We start from the raw sequence: 20,857 nt of genomic DNA, 5'->3' as shown, positions 1-20,857 counted from the left end.
AAATAACAAACTTATTTAGAGGCTTAAGTTATGGCAACGTCCCCTTGGAGATTACCGCTTGATCGAGCAGTTCGCTACGCTGTTAGTGATGCCTTAGCAGCAGTGAAATCTCATGTATACGATTTAGAGTATGCTCAGCGTCGTTCCCCCCAAGAAGTAGGAACCTGGAGTAATTATTTGGCCGAGCTGAGATCCTTACATCAGCTACTACTCAGTTTGCCTAGCCTGGAAACAGCCCAGTGGTTGAGTGACGATCAATCCCATGGTGCGCCTACATTTACACCATTTGTTCACGGCATTACTGATGCTAAAACCAGCATTCGACGAGTTCACAATTGGCTGCTTTCCTTACCCCAGGCAGATGTCAACGATAGTTCATATGAACTTAATGGCAGCAGTGTTCTAAGAGAACAACAACATTACATTCACCAGGTTGATCAGGCACTGACACAGCTACAAACGTTGCCTGCACCCGGTAGTGATGATTGGTATGCCAGATATCGGCCTACTGTTGAAAAGGCCGTGGCATCAGTAACAGCATCACAGCAATCTCTAGAGCGAGCTGCCGCCTAATCTATTGCAAATAGTTCTTTGGGCACTGCATTGCCTCTATTTGTTTGGTGTTGCCCTTACCCATATATGCTGATTCTTTTATGAAAGAGAGCTGTCTGATGGCAGCTCTCTTTTGCTATGTGGTCAATTAGACCCATGCCTGTACTGGCTTGCAGACATGGGTCTATTGACCCAAATCATACTCAGCTGCCGTTCGATATACTGAACACTTACGAGAAAATGTAAGTGCAATATTATGACTGCAATATGGGGTGTATTTTGGTAGGGTTGATTTTTCGGTCAATGTTGGGCTATGTCCAAGGTCAACCTTACCGCTGTGCTCATCCTCTCCGTCTGGATATTCATAGGATTTAAGCATCGCGATCGCAATTACGGGAAATTAGGGACTACGGGCGTGTATTTCGTAGTCATGCATCTCCGCTCATTGTTTACCTGTCTAGGAAGGACCCTAAAAGTTGTCTTCTCGCCCCCCCGCTAATTCTCTTAATCAAGAACCGCCTCCTCAGCAACGGTCGGACTATGGTCCGTTGCTAATTACAATTTTGATGTTTGTAGGGGTGATTGGAGTGCTGTTTCACTGGTCATCCCCTACCCGGTCCTATCTGCCCAAACTATGGTTAAACCCCTCTAGATTATTACGTCCGGGGTCAGCAAACTGGGTGGATTCCCCTTTACCCCTGGCGATGGCAGGAGGTGATCCATACATTCGTGCGTTGATGCGCACAATTTCAGCCAGTGAATCCAACATGGACCGGCCTTATCATCTGCTCTATGGGGGGCAGACCTTGGGCAAACTGAACCAACATCCTGATATTTGTGTGCCGATAGAAACCGGACCCAATGTTGGGGACTGTACAACAGCGGCTGGTCGCTATCAGTTTTTGACGACTACCTGGCAGGCAAAGGCTCAAAAATATCATCCCTCTCCCAACGGCTGGTTTGAGTTTTGGCAAAACTATGATTTTTCGCCTGAAGCACAGGATACTGTAGTCTATCGTTGGCTATCTGATCCGCAAGCCTGGGGAACCGATATTAGCCAGCAGTTACAAAATGGGGAAATCAATCAGGTGTTAGAACTTTTATCCGGTACCTGGACTAGTTTGGGGTATGGCATTGAGACAAACACAATGTCCAGCCACCTACCTCGCATTTATAGCGAAATGCTAGCGGAAGAACTGACTGCTCGCTAAAGCAAGCAAAGATCTGTACCGGTGACGGGACTAATGCTTAAACCGTGGAAAGCTGATGGCCCAGAACAGTTGCGATCGCACCTTTAATCTGTTCACGCTTTGCATGCACCTGCCCCGTTTCCAACAGAGTTTGAGCCTGCTGAAACCCATCAGACAGGGTAGGTACTACCCCTGAACGCCAAAGATAGACCCCCCCATTCCAGATCACAGAACGAGTTAGCTCCACCGATTCTCCATGAACTGTCTGCTCAAGCACCTGGCCAAAATCCTCTTCCAGGGCAGGATCTGCACCTTCAAACCCATAGTCTCTAGGGTGTAGCAACAAGCGTTCAAAGACAGGTCCATCCACCTTGAGGCTACCCATACCGATAATGGCCGTGCGACCACGGGGCAAATCACAGCTGCCTTCTAACCCCTTAACCGTTGTAAATTCTGTAGTGTGGCGCAGCTGATAGGTTTCTTTGGTCCGATCTTCTGTAGGTGGGTGAACAAAACTACTCACGACGTGTTTGATACCGTCACAGGGAGCCCACATCAGCTCAACGGTAGCGAGCGTCGGGCGTTTACCAATCTGTTCTCGATATGGCACCAAGCGATGGGCGGCAGGAAAGTGTTGGGGTAAATAAACAAACCCCATATAGGTCAATTCAAACACCTGCTGAGCTTGTGCCAGAGTAAGCGGTCGCCACTTGACCCCCAAATTTTCCCAAATATCCACCAGGGGCAGCCCCATTTTAGTCGGCATGCGTTCGCCGCCATGCAAAATAACAGGTACCCCCGCCGTCGCCAAAATCAGTGCGGTAATAGGGGTAACAGGGGCATTTCGCTTCCGACCATCGTAGGGATTATTCAGCACCATAGTGGCATAATCCGCCTGGGGTGCCGTTAACTTTCCCCCCATTTGGTCATAGCAATCTAACATGCCAGCCAGCTCTGGAATAGTTGGCCGCTTGACCCGTTGAGCAATCATAAAGGCCCCAATTTGGGCAGGTGTCGCCGTTTGCTCAAGCATCATACGGGTTGCTAGAGCCGATTCTTCCCGGCTGAGATCCTTCGATGTATGGGTACCACTACCCACCTTTTTTAACAGGTCTCGAAAAACGTCGCTCATGATCAGACTAAGAGGATGGAATTAGAGCTTCAGAACAGCCTGAGCTTGATGGGATATCTAATTTAAGGCCATTAGACTGGGTAAATCACTTAACTGATTAAAACTTTCATCGGCTAAACGCTGCACCATATCGCAAAATTGTCGTACGGGGGGCAAACGTAAACGATCTTGAGTCGTCACCATCACTACCTTACGAGTGAGGACAGGTGCCGCTGTACTACGGACAGCCAACCCCGGATCGCGACGACTCTCAGCTAGAGCAGATTGGGGCAATAGGGCGATCATTTTGCCCTGACGAACAACACCACGAAAAGCGTCGAGAGTGTTAAGCTCTAACGCCATTTTTAACTCTGTTTCAGGAACCTGAGATTGAACTAATCGCTGCATGCCATAGCCATCTTTAAAGACGACGTGGGGATAGCGAGCAATTTCTGACCAAGGGGCAGGGCTGTAACTAGCCAATGGATGATCAGCCGCCATCAACACTTCCACATGATCCTCATATAGAGGAGTAACGGCCATTTCTTGGGAATTGGTCAGCATCGGGTTATGCATGACAATGGCAATATCAACCAGACCATCGCGCAACACCTTCAAGGAGCGATCGCTCCCCAGGGCAGTGACCCGCAGTTGCACATTTGGATAGCGCTGGCAAAACTGGGTAATGATGGGGGGCAAAAAGTGAGAACACACCGATTGAATACCAGCGACACAGAGTTCTGGCTGCCGACCTTCTAATAAATCGGTAATTTCGCTCGTGGCCTGTTTCCACTCCTGACAAATCCGACGTGCTCTCGGTAGCAGTCGCTCTCCGCCGATGGTGAGTTTAGCCTGGGCCGTACGATGAAATAGGGGCATACCCAAATCGTCTTCCAGACCACGAATTTGTCGACTGACGGTCGATTGAGTAATGCCGCACCGCCGGGCAGCTGCCTGAAAACTACCTGTTTCGGCAATGGCTAAGAATGCTTGGAGCTGCTCTATGCGCATAGGTTGATAGAGGTTGACGGAGGCTGGGACGTAAAAACATGAAACGCCTGTTGGCGAAACTGCTTATCTAACACTCTAGAGAGCCTCACTATCCGATGTGGTACGTCTGGCTACCGGCTGTAGGCCAACTAAGCAAACTATTATTAAAAAATCTTAAAAAGTAGTCGAGAAAATGACGTCAGCAAAGGGAATGAAATCATTTGTTGCTGACCGGGTTGACTTTATTTTTTGAACAAAATAACAATTAAAAAATGATTAAAAATATGGCTTTGACTTTTAGAAAATCTTTTTTGTAAGACGGGCCGTATAGGGGTTTATGTTACATCTTAATGTTCTCTTAATTTAAACACTTTTGCACAGTGACCTCTGGTTTGAGGCCAACTGCTTTTACCAAAGACTAAGCACATCTGTTGTTGGTTGATCGGGCAAATGACTTAAGTAATCACTGGCTCGCTGCCAACTATTGTCAGGATCTAATTGTTTAAGGGCAGCAATCGTGTGCAGCGGAATCACATCGGCTGGATGAGTGAGCAGTGGCAAAAGATCGTTAAATATCTGTGGTTGTTCTAAACCTGCTAGGGCCATAATAATTGCCTGGAGTACAGCCACCGGAGTCTGATGTTGGAGGTGGGCGGTCAGACTGGTCGTGGTCTTTTGGCTGATTAAAGGGTGCCGCAGCTCCCCTAAGACTCGCACAATCGCAATTTGTATTTTGATTTTTTCTGGGGAGGTCAATGTCTGGGCATGGGCACTGGTGGAGCGATCGAAAGCCTCACTAAAATAGTTCAGACCCTGGGTTAAAACCGCAAAGGCCCTATGGACTGACTGATGATTAGCGTCTGAGCGATCGCAACACCATTCCAGGGCTCGCACCGTATCAATGCGTAAAGCCATGGGCGTATGGTCAGACAGCAGCACCTGCTGTAGATCCTCGATCATCTCCTCAGCCCCTAAGCGTCCTAGGGCCAACGCCGCCTGGCAGCTAACCGCCACATCAACATCCCAAAGTAGCGGTCGAATTTTTTGAGCCAGCTGATGGTACGCCTGTAGATCGGGTCGTCGCCCTAAAGCCATCACTGCCGCTTTACGCACTGCCGCCGACAAATCACTAAGGGCGGTCAACAAAATCGAGGTCACCGTCGCACAATGAAAACTGCCCAGGGCATCGATGGCATAGTAGCGAACCATGGCATCGTCATCCTTGGCAACACTAATCAACGCGGGAATCACACCACTGGAGCGCACCTGATTCAGCGCTTTTGCAGCTAGCAAGCGTTGCTGCGGATTCTGGAGCAGCTGACTTAAAACTTCAATGGCCCACGGCCCCATGGCGGCTAGCGTTTCAATGGCAAAGGCACTTAACTCAGCAGCTTGTTCGCGAGTGCGATTGAGATAGCGTGAGGTATCGCTGATCTGTGCAGCCAGGGCAGCCACGACTTTCGGGTCTTCGGGGAAATGGCCCAACGCTCGAATGGTAAACCAATGGGTTTCGGCATCTGCAGTGGGGTCGTTGAGCATTTCCAGCAACGGTGCGATCGCACCGTTGCCCTCTTTAACAATAAATTTTGAACTATTCCACTTCTGAGCAAAATCCCCCTGTTTGAACCACCGCCAGTGATCCGAACTATTTTGCCTTAAGTCTTTTGAGGGCTCCACTCCACTCAGACCCCTTGATGGTGGCATATACCCTCTCCACAGACATCTCGTCCATTATTTCGTGAAAATGGTTGATTGTGGTCAAAGTACATGCGTAGTTCAATACTTAAAATGCAACTATTGCATGAAAAATAAAAAATCACATGAAACCCACAATCATGGTGTCAAGCTATACAACCAGGAGTCTTCACAGACCTCTTCACCTAGCGAATCAACGACTAATAAATGAAATGACTCAACAACGTCCCACAGCCCTAACCCGTTGCGAGTCTAATGATTGACGATTAAGTCAGCATCCCAAAAATCATGCATTGTACCTATGTAAAAAATGCAACACCTCTATCAAAAAGTAATTTTATATACAAAAAAATAGAGAATTTCTCAATATTCTTAATTCAACTCGATAGCAAGCGAGCTAAATGAACTCCTGAAGCGGTTCCTTATAAGTGTGTCTAGCGGGGCAGAGCCATAGGTTCTTAGGGATCTTGGTCTTTTGCTCCCGTTTTTTTTGCTTCAGCTAGACCTATGAACTGCCGAAGGTAGCACCCTTGGCAACTATGCCAGCGGTGTTTTCTGTTAATTAGGTTGGGAGTGCTGCTGTGGTAACCGCATCCGCTACTGAGAAAAAAGTAAAACTCAATAAATTTGAAAAATATAAAGCTGAAAAGGATGGCCTGGCAGTTAAGGACGAACTGAAAAAGTTTGCCGAAATGGGTTGGGAAGCTGTCGATGAAACTGATTTAACCCAGCGACTCAAGTGGTTAGGCATTTTCTTCCGACCAGTGACACCAGGGAAGTTTATGCTGCGTTTGCGCATGCCCCACGGTCTCATCTCTTCTAAGCAGATGCGAGTGCTCGCCGAAATCGTCCAACGTTATGGAGACGATGGCAGTGCTGACATCACTACTCGCCAAAACTTGCAACTGCGCGGCGTTCATTTAGAAGATATTCCGGATATTTTCTCTAAGATGCATGCCGTCGGTCTGACTTCAATGCAGTCGGGGATGGACAATGTCCGCAACATCACAGGCTCCCCGATTGCTGGCATTGATGCCAACGAATTAATCGACACCCGCGAACTGGTGCAAGCAGTCCAAGACATGATTACCAATAGCGGTCAGGGTAATTATGACTTTACAAACCTGCCCCGGAAGTTCAATATTGCGCTCGAAGGCAGCACTGACAATTCGGTTCACGCCGAAATTAACGATATCGCCTTTGTGCCAGCCTATAAAGATGGCAACCTTGGTTTTAATGTGCTGGTCGGGGGATTCTTTTCATCCACTCGCTGTGCAGCTGCCATTCCTCTTGACGTCTGGGTTCCAGCCGAAAAAGAAGACGTTGTAGAACTGTGTCGCGCCATCTTAACGGTCTATCGGGATAATGGTTCCCGTGGCAATCGCCAAAAAACACGGTTAATGTGGCTAATTGATGCATGGGGTCTAGAAAAATTTCGTACCGAAGTAGAAAAAAGTGTTGGAAAGTCTCTAACTCTAGCTGCACCTGAAGACGCTTTAGATTCCAATAAGAAAGATCATGTTGGCGTATTTCAACAAAAGCAAGAGGGACTGAACTACATTGGTTTACACATTCCCGTTGGTCGGTTACAGGCAGATCACATGTTTGATTTGGCACGGGTAGCTGAAGTCTACGGCAACGGCGATCTACGCTTAACTGTTGAACAAAACGTCATTATCACGAATGTGCCTGATAATCGTCTGGCTGTCTTTTTAGCAGAACCAATTGTTCAAACATTTCCGATTCAACCGTCTCCCCTAGTGCGCTCTTTAGTCTCTTGCACAGGTGCCAAATTTTGTAACTTTGCCCTGGTGGAAACTAAAATGCCATCCCTGGCCCTGGCTCGCCGTCTAGATGCAGAACTAGACATACCAGAGCCCGTACGCATGCACTGGACAGGCTGCCCCAATTCCTGTGGTCAACCCCAGGTCGCACAGATTGGCATGATGGGCACTAAGACCCGTAAAAATGGCAAAATGGTGCCCGCTGTGGATATCTACATGGGAGGCACCGTGGGCAAAGATGCTCACCTAGGCGAACGCGTTATGCAGAAGGTCCCCTGTGATGAACTTCCAGGCGTAGTGCGAACGCTGCTGATGGAGAACTTTGGAGCCACGCTCAAACCTGGTGTGGTCATTGAAGAAGCAACGCCAACAGCAGCTCCAGCTGAGCCCACTAAAACTAAGAAACCTGCAGTTGTTGTTTTTGCCAAGGCCGACAAAGAGATTAACTGTGATGACAGTCAGCCCCTATTATCGATTGCTGAAACCGTAGGAATAGATGTTGAAAGCAGCTGTCAGTCCGGCTCCTGTGGGTCATGCAAGCTACCCCTACTGGAAGGCAAAGTACGGTATGAAGGCGACCCAGCGGCTCTAGAAACGGATGAGAAAGGTACGGTGTTAACCTGCATTGCTCACCCAGAAGGACGAGTTGTTCTTGATGCTTAGACTGTCCTAGTCTTTTAATCAATGCATAGTTAACAATCCTCGACAGCCTTAACTGTCGAGGATTGTTATTAGGAAACAACTCGACCAGCGATTCGTCAATAATGCAGGTCATGCATTTAAGCCATGCAAAAAAACGATGAAATCGTTAATCCAGTGAGAAATGTTACAGAACTGCCCCAGATACCATGGGCATTATTGTTGTGACTAGCAGCACTTTATATTAGATGAACAACCTGAGATCCCTAGTTCTACCCGCCTTTTTAGGTTTGACAGCAGGTGTGGCCCACGGCATTATGTCCCACCAGGTAGGTTTACCTATGTCGTTAGCTGAGCAGCTAGTAAAGCCATTTGTTGCCACTGAAAAAGTGAGCTATTCATTTAAAAATTAGATGCAAAAGGCTAAATTTCGTAAACAGTAGTATTTGCTACAGAATAACTATGGGATGCTTGAGCTGATGTAATAATTCAGGGTTACTCTTATGGCTTCCCAGACCCGTGCAGTGTCTACTCAGGTTTCTAGCTTAGATAGAACCTTAGCGGCTACGCTAGCGGCGTTTTCCATGTTTGTAGTTGGTTATACGGCTGTGCGAGTTTATCTAGCTCAACCTGCTACCGATGCCGCTGTGACTACTGTTACTCCCCATCAGGCCACCCTATGGTCTGAGTTGGGCCAATAGCCCGATGGTAGTTAGCTACACACATCGACTGTTGTATTAGCAATTGTCACCTTAACCAAAGTTCTTCAAAGCTCGACTTTCTCTCAGTGGAGGTTGAGCTTTTTAGTGTGAATGAGAAGACCCTCAGCAGCGATCGCACAGTCATTCAGCGTATCAATGTCGCAGGTAGAAGGATTAATCAGGACAAGTTAGAACCTTGAAACCTGGCTACTGCAGACATTGCCCCCATGATTCCGGCGTCACGTTTCGACCATCGCTATAGCTTTTAAGCAGCTTTCAGACGTTTTAATGCAAAAAATAAACAATCAGATGCAAAAAAAGAATTACGCAGCATTAACGGTAGCACAAAGCACATTTTTCCTTATTGCTCACCGATAATGTAACGCTATGGTGATTTGGCTCGAATTCATCCAGTCAACTAGCATCAGTGAGACAAATTTCACAGACATCTCTTTTGTTGATGATTTTTGTTTTTTAGGCTTAGTTAATTGGTGAAATCAGAAGTTTTACCACTAATCTGTTGCGTCGCGTTGTCTGTTGTCCTTTCAGGATTCCATAGCATCGACGATTTTGTTCTACAAAAGCAGCAGTACAAAATCTGCTTGTAGGCAGGTTTTTAGAAAGTAAGTGAAATGTTTGTCTGTCCAGGAGAATAACACTGATGCTCGGAGAGATGTGGTCCTTTAGGGGACGCTACAAAATACTCCATATGACCTGGTTCGCCTTCTTCTTATCGTTTGTTGTTTGGTTTAACCTTGCACCTTTAGCAACAGCGATTAGAGAAGACTTTGGTCTAGAGGTAGGTCAAATTCGTACCATTGCTATCTGTAATGTGGCCCTTACAGTACCAGCCCGTGTAATTATCGGAATGCTGTTGGATAAATACGGTCCTCGGCTAACCTACTCGCTGTTGCTCATGTATGCAGCGATCCCCTGTATTATTTTCGCCTCTGCCCAAAGCTTCAACCAGTTGGTAATTGGCCGACTGCTCATGGGTATTGTGGGTGCTGGTTTTGTTATCGGTATTCGCATGACTGCAGAGTGGTTCCCTCCCAAAGAGATTGGTCTGGCTGAAGGTATCTACGGCGGTTGGGGGAACTTTGGTTCTGCATTCTCTGCATTCACCCTAGTAGGCTTAGCGACTGCCCTGAACTTCTTCCCAGGTTCTTTCCAGGTCTCTGATGGGCCCTTACTCAACTGGCGCATCGTGATCGCAGCAACGGGTATTATTGCGGCCCTCTACGGTTGCCTGTATTACTTCAGCGTTCAAGATACTCCTCCAGGCAAAGTTTACCAGCGTCCTCCCAGTACTCGCGGCATGGAAGTTACCACCGTCAGAGACTTCTGGGGTCTATTGCTGATGAATCTACCTCTGACAGGAATCCTTGTTGTTCTATCCTGGCGTCTTAAGAAGGTTGGTTTTCTAAACGAGACTACTTTTGGTCTTGTAATTGCTGGACTGGTTGCGCTGTATCTTTTCCAGGCTTACAACTGCTGGGCAGTGAACAAGGACCTACTCTCTGGTGCCAAGCGTTATCCTGCTGAGGACCGCTATAAGTTCAAGCAAGTTGCCATTCTTGAGCTGACTTACATTGTGAACTTTGGTTCTGAGCTTGCAGTAGTATCCATGTTACCTACCTTCTTTGAAGGCACATTTGGTTTGAGCAAAGCCCTGGCTGGTATGTTGGCAGCAAGTTACGCGTTCATGAACCTATTTGCTCGTCCTAGCGGTGGTTTGATTTCCGATAGGCTGGGTAGTCGTAAGACAACTATGGGGGTTTTAACCCTTTTCATGGGTATTGGCTATCTTGTCATGAGCAGCATCCCCAGTATTCGTGATGCTCTTGGCGGTGGCGGTGCATTCATGGTTGGTCTCGCCGTGATCATGACCATGATGTGCTCCTTCTTTGTACAAGCTGGTGAAGGGTCCACATTTGCCATTGTGCCCCTGGTAAAGCGTCGTGTAACAGGCCAAATTGCCGGTAATGTGGGCGCATACGGTAACGTCGGTGCGGTTGCTTACTTGACTCTGTATAGTCTGGTACCCGAAGGCGATATTGGTAACATCATCTTCTTCCAAACCTTAGGTGTTGCCGCTATCATTGTTGCCTTCCTATGCTTCTTCATCCTGGAAGAGCCCAAGGGTTCCTTTGCTGAAGCCCATGAGGGTGAGGAAATGTCTGTACCGGCTGATGGGTCCTACGTTAGCTAAAGTTGTTGACCGATTCGCTTGGGCGGATACATGGTTTCATGGCTAGTTGTTGTCCTATAAACTATCGTCGATCCACAGGCTGACGAGTATTTATAACACTTCAACTAGCAACGACAGCGATGTCAACTCAACAGATTGGGGGGCGGTTATCGCTCCCCTTTTCTGTCTAAAAGAGACAATTTATAAAGTTTACTGTTGGTATTGAGTCATTTTATGGAATGCCTTTGTACTGTTAGCTATGTACAGAAAATGCTCTTTAGCCAAGATCGCTCCATTGCTTTAGAGCATCAATATTGACGTACGGCAAGGTCAATTGAGGTATTTCATCAAAGCAATCTGATTTTTTGAACTTGATAAGACAGATTTTTCGTGGATGGAGGATGTAATCTATGGCCGATGCAGCAAAAACGCTTTGCCCTTACTGTGGTGTTGGATGTGGCCTTGAAGTGCTGCCTCCTGCCCAGCCTAATCGTCCGGTCAACCGTGATGAGCAGGGCAATCCAGTGTGGCAGGCGCGGGGCGATCGCAACCATCCATCCAGCAAAGGTCAGGTCTGCATCAAGGGCGGTACTATCGGCGACTCCTTAGACAAAGGGCGGTTACTTTACCCCATGATGCGAGAATCTCTCGATCAGCCACTCCAGCGCGTTTCTTGGGATCAGGTCTTAAATCGCATCACCTATGAAATTCGCAAAGCCTTGGCAGAGAGAGGCCCTGAAGCTATTGCCATGTATGGGTCTGGCCAGTTTCAAACCGAAGATTACTACACTGCCCAAAAGCTGTTGAAGGGCTGTTTAGGCACCAACAACTTTGATGCCAACTCTCGACTCTGTATGTCATCAGCGGTGGCAGGCTATATCCAAAGTTTTGGCTCAGACGGCCCTCCTTGTTGTTATGACGACTTAGAACAAACCGACTGCGCCTTTTTAATTGGTACCAATACAGCAGACTGTCATCCCATTGTATTTAATCGGCTTAAAAAGTATCACAAAAAGAACCGTAAGGTAAAAATGATTGTGGTCGATCCGCGCCACACCGATACAGCCAAGGCAGCGGATTTGCATCTGGCGATTAAACCCGGTACCGATATCGCCCTACTGAACGGCATTGCTCACCTATTACTCAAACATAGCTGGATTGATCCCGGCTTTATTGACTCCTGTACCGATGGCTTTAGCGACTATGCCCAGATAGTAAAAAACTATCCACCAGAGCGCGTGACTGAGATTTGCGGGATCACCCTCAGCGAGCTGACCAAGGCCGCTGCATGGTGGGGCAAAGCCCAACGAGTTCTCTCTCTATGGTCCATGGGGATCAACCAATCTAGCGAAGGCACCGCCAAGTGCCGCACCATCATTAACTTACATTTGATGACCGGCAACATTGGCAAACCGGGAGCAGGACCGTTTTCCTTAACTGGACAGCCAAACGCCATGGGTGGTCGTGAAGCGGGGGGACTCGCCCATATTTTGCCGGGCTATCGACTAGTCAAAAACCCAGACCATCGACAGGCCGTGGAAAAAGTTTGGCAGGTGCCAGAGGGGAGTATTTCTCCAACACCTGGCCTGGCTGCTTGGGATATGATGTTGGCCCTTGAGCATGGAGATCTGGGCGTCTTTTGGGTAGCCGCTACGAATCCAGCCGTTAGTATGCCGGATATTAAACGCACCCAGGCTGCCCTGAGAAACTCTCCCTTTACCATTTGTCAGGATGCGTATTACCCAACAGAGACAGCGGCCTTTGCCCATGTGGTTTTACCCGCTACCCAGTGGGGAGAAAAAGCTGGGGTGATGACCAATTCTGAGCGGGTTGTTACCTACTGCCCAGCCTTTCGCAATCCGGTGGGTGAAGCCAAAGCTGATTGGGAAATTTTTGCCGAAGTGGGGCGTCGGCTCGGGTTTGAAAAACAATTTACCCAGCGCACCTCAGCTGAGGTTTATGACGAATTTGTTTCGCTGACCGCAGGACGGCTGTGCGATTCCACTGGTTTAAGTCATCAGCGATTGGCCCAAGGACCGATTCAATGGCCTTGTCCGACGGGCGAACCCGATGCGATCGCCCATGGTAAACACGACAAACGCCTGTATACGGACTATCAGTTTGCCACTCCCAATAAAAAAGCTCGGTTCTGTGCGTTTCATGTCAAAGGACTGGCGGAACCGCCCAATGAGGACTATCCCTTTGTCATGACCACGGGTCGTTTGTATGGCCACTGGCATACTCAAAGTCGCACGGGTCGGATTGCGCGGATTACTAAGCGGTATCCAGAGCCGTTGCTGGAGGTGAATCCTCGGGATGCGCAACTCTTGGAAATTCAGTCGGGGGAATGGGTAGAGGTGCGATCGCAACGGGGCTTTGCTCAGCTGAAGGTATTAGTCACCCAAAACATTACCCGTGGCACCGTCTTTATGCCCATGCACTGGGGCTTTTTGTGGGGAGACAACATGGAAGTCAACGCCTTGACCCATCCAGAAGTGTGTCCGATTTCTTTGGAGCCTGAACTCAAGGCCTGTGCGGTACAGCTAACCCCGATTGCGGCTCCTCAGGCGACTAGTGAGGCCACGGTTAAGTCACGGTTTGAATCAGCTCAGAAACTGGCGGTCAAGTCATTGGAGATGACGGTTTAAACCAAACAAAGAATCCTGAAGAAATTGGAGGGCAATGCTTTACGAAGTTGTTGTTCTCTACGACTATTGATGAATAACAATTACATCTCGACCAAGTTCACTGAAGCTATGTGACTCAAACAGAGTTGCCAGCTGACTCATATTTTTAAGAACGAACTCATGGATTTATCTACTGATAGCATAGGCTGACGGTAACTTAATTTTGATTATTCTCTCAACCGATCAGCGCTCCCAGACTTGAAATAGCCTAATCGACTCGGACTCGGTTGGTCAGAATCGCCATCACCTCGTTGGGCTGGCCGGTGGGTAATGGACGGCTCCAGTCGTTGGGTTCTGCATAGTTGAGTTTATGCAGTAGTTTGATCACGGCCTGGATATAGCTAAGGCTGCCGAACAGCATATGCCGTCCGGATTCGTAGTCTGGCAGTGCAGGCTGATTGATTGGCGCGGCTGCGCCGGAGGTTGGGTCTTGAAACATAGGTCTGGTTCTCCATTGAAGTGGAAGGAAAGCCAGAACCTAATTCCCTAGCCCCCCACAAAAAGTCATGGCAAATCGCAGAGGGTAGGGCATAATAACCCAATCCCATAGATTGCTTGCGAATCTGTGGGTAGCCATCGGTTAGGTGGTCGTAACACCTGCCGATGGTGCCAAGTTATTAGGTTCTAGTGGTCTGCTGTAAAAACAGCATTGGGTAACTGTAGAACGGGTTTTGGGGTTTCGTCAAGCGGGTATTGGGGTTGGGCTGAAAGGTGGGGGGGTGCGATCTCTAGAAAAGACAAAAGGGAGGCTTAAGTACTCATTTTGTGAGTTGTTTGGATGTTTGAAGCTGTCCGCACCAGAATAGTTTAGGTATCCTAGGAAGTAAGCTGTTGAAGGGAGCTTTAAGATGACGCTGCAAGAACTAATGCAAGAGGCTCAACGCTTAAGTTGGCAGGAGCAGTTTCATCTAGCGACTCGTTTGTTGCAGTGGGTCGAGGCTAAGATGCAGCCTGAAATCCAAGCTCCAAAACAACGCCAGCCAGATTTACATCCAGGGGCATTTCTGGTTTCAGATGATTTTGATGAGCCTTTGCCCGATAGCTTTTGGCTAGGCGAAGGATGAAGCTTTTGCTGGATACCCACACGTTTATTTGGTGGGATAGTCAATCGAGCCAAATTCCTACGAGTACGTTGGAGTTGCTAAGAACCCCAGAGCATTCGGTTTTGCTAAGCCTGGTTAGCATTTGGGAAATTCAGATTAAAGCGCATTTAGGCAAACTTGAGCTGAGACAGCCGTTGCTGGATGTTGTTCAACGGCAAGAAAGCCAGAATAGAGTGGCATTCTTCCTATTACTCTTGACCATATTATTGAGCTTGACCAGTTGCCCTGGCATCATAAAGATCCGTTTGATCGGCTTCTCATTGCTCAAAGTCGGGTTGAGTTTGCAACGCTGGTGTCAAAAGATCAGGCTTTTGGTCAATATGATTGCCAAACACTTTGGTAGTAGGTCACTATGATGAGGCGCATGCGCTAACTGCCTTCCTAAAACAGGAAAAATGCTGACCGTGACCATCATAGGGAAAATATCATGATGGTTACGGTTTTGACACATTTACTCTTCTTTAAGCTAAGTTACATGCATGAGCGCAGAAACGACTGCACAAGTACTAGCAAACATAACTGACGCTGGACTGTTTGAGCGTCTAGTAACATCCATTTTACGAGAGGCTAATCCAGAACGATATGCCTCTTTAGCCCATCCAGGAGTCAATGTTGCAGGTCAAACGGTTAAGTCATCCGTAGATGGGATTTGTTTTGTTCAAGGTGCAAATCCGCCTCACATGATCGCCGTCCACCATACTACACATTACTCTAAAGATGCTAAAGACCTTAAAAGCATCGATCAAGCTTTACGAAAGAAGTGGCTACTTGACCCATCTAAAGTCAAATCCCGCAAAGGGAAAAACTCATCTGTAACTGCTGGAGATCTTATCAAGACAGCAAAGATCGTCGCTAAGGAACGAATACGGACTCCTGATTTAGTTGTGACATTAGTTCTCACAACAAATTCAGAACCCAGTCAGGAACTGATTCGCGATGTACAAGCATTAGGACGTAATTACGGGATAGAGATTGATCCTTGGCCAAGGTCAAGGCTGGTTCATTTCCTTGATAATCAGCCTACTGGCCAATGGATTCGCCGATCATTTCTGAATATTGAACAGGAGCAACTATCCTCCGAATTGCTTCACAAGCTTTCGAAAGAGAGTTTGGACATTCAGCAAAAGAGGCTACTTGACAATCCAAACGCATGGATTCCGCGTCAGCTTGACAGTCTGTTATCAAGTGCGTTGAATCGCGACATGACCTTTCTGGTAGCAGGATCGGGTTTAGGCAAATCAGTTGCTTGCTTTCGTCAACTTATGGCTCATGTCGAAAGCGGTAATTTTGGACTTGTTCTATCTCATGAAACTGTTGCTTCAGCATCGACACTTGAACAAGCGGTTATGGAAGAACTCCGCCAGTTACATCCATCTTTAGCTGTAATAAGTCCAACCCCCTCCTCGTTCTGCTCGTCCGAGCAACCCTTGTGGCTGATTGTTGAGGATATCAATCGATCAGGTAAAGCTCAAATTTTGCTGGAGAAACTAGCTAGCTGGAGTCAGATATCTTCAGAGGACAACCAGAAAAAATCATCCTATTGGCGTGTCCTATGTCCTCTATGGCGAGAGATATTTGCATCTTTACCTACGCAAATACGGGAGAATATTCAGCCGCTAACTTTGATTGCTGATGGTTTTACAGAAAGTGAGGGAATAGAAGCTGTTTTAAAGCGGTCTCATTTAGCTAATCAAGACATTAGCCTTTTGGAAGCTGGGTCAATTGCACATGCATTGGGCAATGATCCACTTTTAATAGCGCTACATAATCGGGACAAGACACCTGATGCAAATCATATTATTGAACAATTCTTTGAGGATTGCCTTAGTGATATTCGACAAACAAGTCCAGGTTATTTTGCAGCTAGCTATCGTCAAGCAATTCGTGCGCTTGGTAGTGAAATGCTATCAAGACGTAAGCTAGACCTTGTTTCAAACGAAGTTACTACTTGGGAAGGACTACAAGGTCAAAACTTACAATTGCTTAGCCAACTTGTAGATCGTGGTAAATTCATTCGATCAATAGGTTCTTCTGACAATCAGCGGCTCGTCTTCCGACATGACCGTGTACGCGACTGGCTGCTTGCTGATGCGGTTGCTGATCTTGAAAGTCGAGGACTACTACAAGAAGAGGTATTATCTGAACCTTACTTTGCAGAAGTCATAGGAGCAGCTATTACTAGAGAGACTATTAGTTTTTCCTTCATTGAGCGCGTTAAGTCTTCCAACCCACTTGCACTATTCCATGCGTTTCGCATCATAGGTGAGGCAAAACATCCTAATCGAAATACAATCCTCAAAGCAATCAATAATTGGCTTGTGGAGCCAACAACGAAAAAGCCATCTAATCTTTCTCTGAGGCTAGAAGCTTTAGCGATGCTGTCCGAAACAGATGCGCCAGGAGTCTCTCAGCTTGCTAGAAAGCTCTATCAAGATAATCCTCTAAATGCTGCTGTTGCACTGTTGCGCAACGGTGATATTTCAGGTGGAATATATTTTTGTTCAGTTTTTGATCCTGGCTGTGATTACCCTTGGCGTGATAACCAAATTGAACATGCAAAAAGTAAATATGGACATTTACTGACCGAGGCTTTATCCAAAATCCTTCAAGGAACAACACTACCGTCTCAGACTAGGATAGGTGCCTTACGACTATCTGGTCATTTTGCTGACCCAAGCTTGGCAATAGCTATTGAAGCCTGTTGGAATACTGATAATGATCGACTCAATCATCTAGATGCATACCTGTGGGCTTTTGCGGAATGTTGCGCAGATGATCCGGTGAGATTCCTGAAGCCCATATGCGATGCTTGGGCATCGTTATCTGATCAATCTGAAAAAACAGGCATCCCATCGTCTCGTGATAGTCTTGCTGCTTACGAAGTTCGGTGGGCCTTTCGCAAATGGCCACCTTATTCAGCTCTCGACTACTTTATTCAGCGTGGCTCAGAAGAGGACTTAAAATCGCCGATAACCTATATGCTTCATGGCATGGACCATCCAAAAGCAGTTAATTTTGTAGTGAATGAGTTCGCAGAAATACATGGACAAATAGAGGGAACTGGTTCACTCTTTCTTATGCAGGTAGGAAACGACTAGAAACGTGCTCAAGAATTGGGGCGTCCAATGTCTGAGGAATGTCGTGAGCTTCTAGTTTCAATTTGGCAGAATGCAGCTAATAATTCACATCTACGGGAAACAGCATTTAAATTTTGGTCTGCGACGCAAGCCCCAGAAGATTCGGAGGTTTTGCGATGTATAGAGTCGTCGGATGCACTTACAGATAGTATTCTGCAGCAGCGACTAATTCGCGGTGATTTGCAGGCTATTCCCGCATTACTCGAAAAGATAACTAATGATGAGAAAAGTCTTTGGTGGCAATATGGACGTTATATCTGGACATCAGAGCTTTCAGAAGCTTTAGATAAAACGCTAGAAAAGCGAAGTAATTTGGCGCAGCAGTTATGGTTTGAATCTATTGAACCAGATTGGATTATTCATGATCTCATTTCACGAATGGAAGTGAATGATGCAGAGCAAATTCTCCTTAAACACTGGGATCATCTTCGCTTTAGCGAGAAGTACGTCAGCACAGCACTTTATTTCTCGACGCCAAAGCTTCTAGAATTGGCAGATGCTTCTATTAAAGAATGTCCAGAGCCAGGCAAAATGCTTCAGCGTTTAAGTTTTTGCTTTGGTGTAAAAATATCTGGGCATCCAGGTGTGAAAAGTGAAACTCAACTACGTTCCCTCGCTCCCTACGTTCACCTTCTATCATCAGTATCCATTCATGACTTCTGGGAAGAATGTAATGAACGAGGATGGTTTGAAGTTCGTCGAGAACTGTTTGATAGCTTCCTCAAACCATCACATACACATTTCAAATGGGACCCAAATCAGGCAAGATTCTCATTAGACGAAATGATTGCAGAGGATCGTCTCATATGGCTTGATACTTGGATTGATGGAATCTTAAAAACTGATGTCTCGTGGAGCGAAATTCTTTCGACTATACTTGCTTGGTTCGAAGATAAAAAATCATTGAAAGCCTTTAAGTTGCTTACTTCTGCTATCGAGTACCAAGGTTCACGCAAAGATCTTAGTGCATTGAAAGGGTATGAAGATATGCCTGAACTAGACATTACACAACTCATAGCAAACACGGAGTTTACCGTAAAACGGCGGAGTATCTTTTAGATTGGCTTCTGAATCAAGGAGATGCTCAGGTCTGAGACTATTCAGGTTTATCCCCAGACAAGTAGCCTGTAGGGTTCGTCGTGACGCATCATTATCTCCAACAGCTCCCGATCAGAGTGATGCATACAGCCAAAATTCTTTGATTGGGTGCGTTACGCTACGCTAGCAGAACATCCTATGTTAATGCCTTTTGCATTGATGAGAATACTAGGACCCTCTCTGCTCTCAGATGGTGACTGTAGATCGATAGTCGTCCACCGCCTCGCTAATCAGTAGTTTGGGACATGATCTAACCTCTGGTGTCGCATGACCTTACCTTATCGAGGTTAAGGGCAAATGGTCAGAGTTGATAAAGCATATGGCCTTATGGTCGTCAGTTCGCACTACAGCACCCAGTACCTTATCCTTTACACAGCAGTTACGATAGAAACAACCCATGTTAGGTAAAGGGTAAATAACGTGTCACTGATTGAATATTTAGAGCATGATAACTGGCAAGACGTTTTGAAGCGTAATTTTGAGCTGGCATTAGATGCGTTAGCGAAAAAAGATTATCGCATTGGCAGTAGTGCCATGGATGACATGAGAAGCTGGTTATCGATTGGTGGCATTAGTCGAGTGAAGATGCGACTAAACGAGCAAATGAAAATGCGTCGGTTTTCACCAGAACGTACAGTAGCAATTAACCAAGAACTTGAGACACTGACCCAGAAAAATCGTGATCAGTTGCTTAGTTTAATGGCCATTGGAACAATCAGGGTCAATCAGGATAGCTTGTTAACAACTTTTGGGCTTTCAGAACTGCAGTTTGAGAATTTTGTTGATCGTGTTCGTACGGGAGAAAATCCGTTTGAAGAATGGATGCATGAACAGGGGCGACCAGAAATTGAAATTACGGCTATTTATCAACTGATTGATGATTGGTTGATAGAAAACGGACTTAAGGAACTGACTCGAAAATGAAATACCCGTAGAGCGAGTTTCGACTTCGCTCAACTCTCAAAGCTAGAAGGTTGAAGAAGTCGAGACCGGATTAATCGGGTATATTAATGAGCCGCAGAACTCTAAATACTCAAAAGGATGCGCCGCAACGCATCCTTTTGTTCACAACATCTAATTTACTCGTCTGCTTACAAAATCTGAGACAAGAACTTTTGAGAGCGCTCTTCCTTAGGATTATTAAAGAACTCATCTGGCGTATTCTCTTCCACCAGCACACCGCCATCCATTAGCACCACCCGGTCAGCCACCTCACGGGCAAACCCCACCTCGTGAGTCACACACACCATAGTCATACCCGAGTCGGCCAGACCGCGCATAACGTCCAGCACCTCCCGCACCATTTCAGGGTCAAGGGCAGATGTAGGCTCGTCGAATAGCATGATCTTGGGCTGCATGGCCAGGGAGCGGGCAATAGCAACCCGCTGTTGCTGACCACCAGATAGCTGCCCCGGAAACTTATTTGCTTGCTCCAGAATTCCCACCCGCTCCAGCAGCTGCATGGCAATTTCTTCTGCTTCCCGCTTCTTTTGCTTACGCACCCAAATCGGAGCCAGGGTAACATTTTGCAAAACTGTCAGGTGAGGAAACAGATTAAACTGCTGAAACACCATGCCCACTTCCCGGCGAATCTCTTCGATATTTTTAAGGTCGTGGGAAATCTCAATACCGTCAATGACAATACTGCCTTTTTGGTATGGCTCTAACGCATTAAAGGTTCTGATAAAAGTGGATTTCCCCGAGCCCGACGGCCCCATTACCACCACTACTTCACCTTTGTAAACATTGAGGCTGACGCCCTTAAGCACATTAAAGCCATTGTCATACCACTTTTCGACATCACTGGCGACAATTACAGCTTCGTTGTCAACGTTTCCATTACTGTGACCGTTAGCATCGCTGGTCATGGGCAAATCATCGGTTTGGGTCATTGTACAGTTCCTAATAGTGGGGAAACCCCAAAACAATTGTGGCATTCAGAACCCGTGTCGTTATCAGGCTTGACACGGGATTTAACA

Annotated in this window: 16 protein-coding genes; 11 read left to right on the top strand and 5 right to left on the bottom strand. The window is 46.8% G+C overall.

Annotation, left to right across the window (positions count from 1 at the left end; translation table 11 throughout):
* Positions 1–30: 30 nt before the first annotated feature.
* Entirely contained in the window at positions 31–573 is a 543-nt protein-coding gene (locus N836_RS69490; RefSeq protein WP_023076506.1) for a hypothetical protein, read from the top strand.
* A gap of 455 nt (positions 574–1,028) precedes the next feature.
* Positions 1,029–1,763, top strand: coding sequence for a glycoside hydrolase family 24 protein (locus tag N836_RS69485; RefSeq protein ID WP_031294472.1), 735 nt, complete (start codon positions 1,029–1,031; stop codon positions 1,761–1,763).
* Positions 1,764–1,800: 37 nt separating this feature from the next.
* Here the strand turns inward: N836_RS69485 and N836_RS69480 are convergent, their stop codons facing one another.
* The 3 genes from N836_RS69480 to N836_RS73995 all read right to left on the bottom strand — a co-directional run bounded on the left by N836_RS69480 (position 1,801) and on the right by N836_RS73995 (position 5,547).
* Complete coding sequence (locus N836_RS69480) at positions 1,801–2,874, bottom strand: anthranilate phosphoribosyltransferase family protein (protein ID WP_023076504.1); 1,074 nt, start codon at positions 2,872–2,874, stop codon at positions 1,801–1,803.
* Between the two features lie 57 nt (positions 2,875–2,931).
* Positions 2,932–3,864 (bottom strand): LysR family transcriptional regulator, encoded by a 933-nt coding sequence (locus N836_RS69475; RefSeq protein WP_023076503.1) that lies wholly within the window; start codon positions 3,862–3,864, stop codon positions 2,932–2,934.
* A 387-nt stretch (positions 3,865–4,251) separates the two neighbouring features.
* Positions 4,252–5,547, bottom strand: coding sequence for a HEAT repeat domain-containing protein (locus tag N836_RS73995; RefSeq protein WP_023076502.1), 1,296 nt, complete (start codon positions 5,545–5,547; stop codon positions 4,252–4,254).
* A 572-nt stretch (positions 5,548–6,119) separates the two neighbouring features.
* Between N836_RS73995 and N836_RS69470 the strand changes: the two genes are divergently transcribed.
* The 5 genes from N836_RS69470 to N836_RS69455 all read left to right on the top strand — a co-directional run bounded on the left by N836_RS69470 (position 6,120) and on the right by N836_RS69455 (position 13,501).
* Positions 6,120–7,985 (top strand): ferredoxin--nitrite reductase, encoded by a 1,866-nt coding sequence (locus N836_RS69470; RefSeq protein ID WP_023076501.1) that lies wholly within the window; start codon positions 6,120–6,122, stop codon positions 7,983–7,985.
* Positions 7,986–8,209: 224 nt separating this feature from the next.
* Positions 8,210–8,374 carry a hypothetical protein gene (locus N836_RS77290; RefSeq protein ID WP_023076500.1) on the top strand — a complete coding sequence of 55 codons (165 nt, stop codon included), beginning with the start codon at positions 8,210–8,212 and terminating at the stop codon, positions 8,372–8,374.
* A 90-nt stretch (positions 8,375–8,464) separates the two neighbouring features.
* Entirely contained in the window at positions 8,465–8,662 is a 198-nt protein-coding gene (locus N836_RS69465) for a hypothetical protein (protein WP_023076499.1), read from the top strand.
* 661 nt (positions 8,663–9,323) lie between these two features.
* Positions 9,324–10,874, top strand: coding sequence for an MFS transporter (locus tag N836_RS69460; RefSeq protein WP_031294470.1), 1,551 nt, complete (start codon positions 9,324–9,326; stop codon positions 10,872–10,874).
* Between the two features lie 389 nt (positions 10,875–11,263).
* A complete protein-coding gene (locus N836_RS69455) occupies positions 11,264–13,501 on the top strand; it encodes a molybdopterin oxidoreductase family protein (RefSeq protein WP_023076497.1) in 2,238 nt (745 codons plus the stop codon).
* A gap of 247 nt (positions 13,502–13,748) precedes the next feature.
* Here N836_RS69455 and N836_RS69450 read toward each other — a convergent pair whose 3' ends face one another.
* A complete protein-coding gene (locus N836_RS69450; RefSeq protein ID WP_023076496.1) occupies positions 13,749–13,979 on the bottom strand; it encodes a hypothetical protein in 231 nt (76 codons plus the stop codon).
* Between the two features lie 409 nt (positions 13,980–14,388).
* Here N836_RS69450 and N836_RS73990 point away from each other — a divergent pair, with 409 nt between their 5' ends.
* The 4 genes from N836_RS73990 to N836_RS69430 all read left to right on the top strand — a co-directional run bounded on the left by N836_RS73990 (position 14,389) and on the right by N836_RS69430 (position 19,802).
* A complete protein-coding gene (locus N836_RS73990; protein ID WP_023076495.1) occupies positions 14,389–14,604 on the top strand; it encodes a hypothetical protein in 216 nt (71 codons plus the stop codon).
* 518 nt (positions 14,605–15,122) lie between these two features.
* Positions 15,123–17,741, top strand: a complete 2,619-nt coding sequence (locus tag N836_RS69440) for a hypothetical protein (protein ID WP_023076493.1) — start codon at positions 15,123–15,125, stop codon at positions 17,739–17,741.
* 27 nt (positions 17,742–17,768) lie between these two features.
* Positions 17,769–18,839 (top strand): hypothetical protein, encoded by a 1,071-nt coding sequence (locus N836_RS69435; protein WP_023076492.1) that lies wholly within the window; start codon positions 17,769–17,771, stop codon positions 18,837–18,839.
* Between the two features lie 459 nt (positions 18,840–19,298).
* A complete protein-coding gene (locus N836_RS69430) occupies positions 19,299–19,802 on the top strand; it encodes a hypothetical protein (RefSeq protein WP_023076491.1) in 504 nt (167 codons plus the stop codon).
* Positions 19,803–19,969: 167 nt separating this feature from the next.
* Here N836_RS69430 and N836_RS69425 read toward each other — a convergent pair whose 3' ends face one another.
* Positions 19,970–20,770: an amino acid ABC transporter ATP-binding protein gene (locus N836_RS69425; RefSeq protein WP_023076490.1), complete on the bottom strand. Its 801-nt coding sequence runs from the start codon at positions 20,768–20,770 to the stop codon at positions 19,970–19,972.
* Positions 20,771–20,857: the final 87 nt, after the last annotated feature.

It is taken from the genome of Leptolyngbya sp. Heron Island J (genome assembly GCF_000482245.1).
In the GTDB taxonomy this organism is placed as follows: domain Bacteria; phylum Cyanobacteriota; class Cyanobacteriia; order Phormidesmidales; family Phormidesmidaceae; genus Leptothoe.
This window is presented reverse-complemented; position numbering and strand designations above follow the sequence as displayed.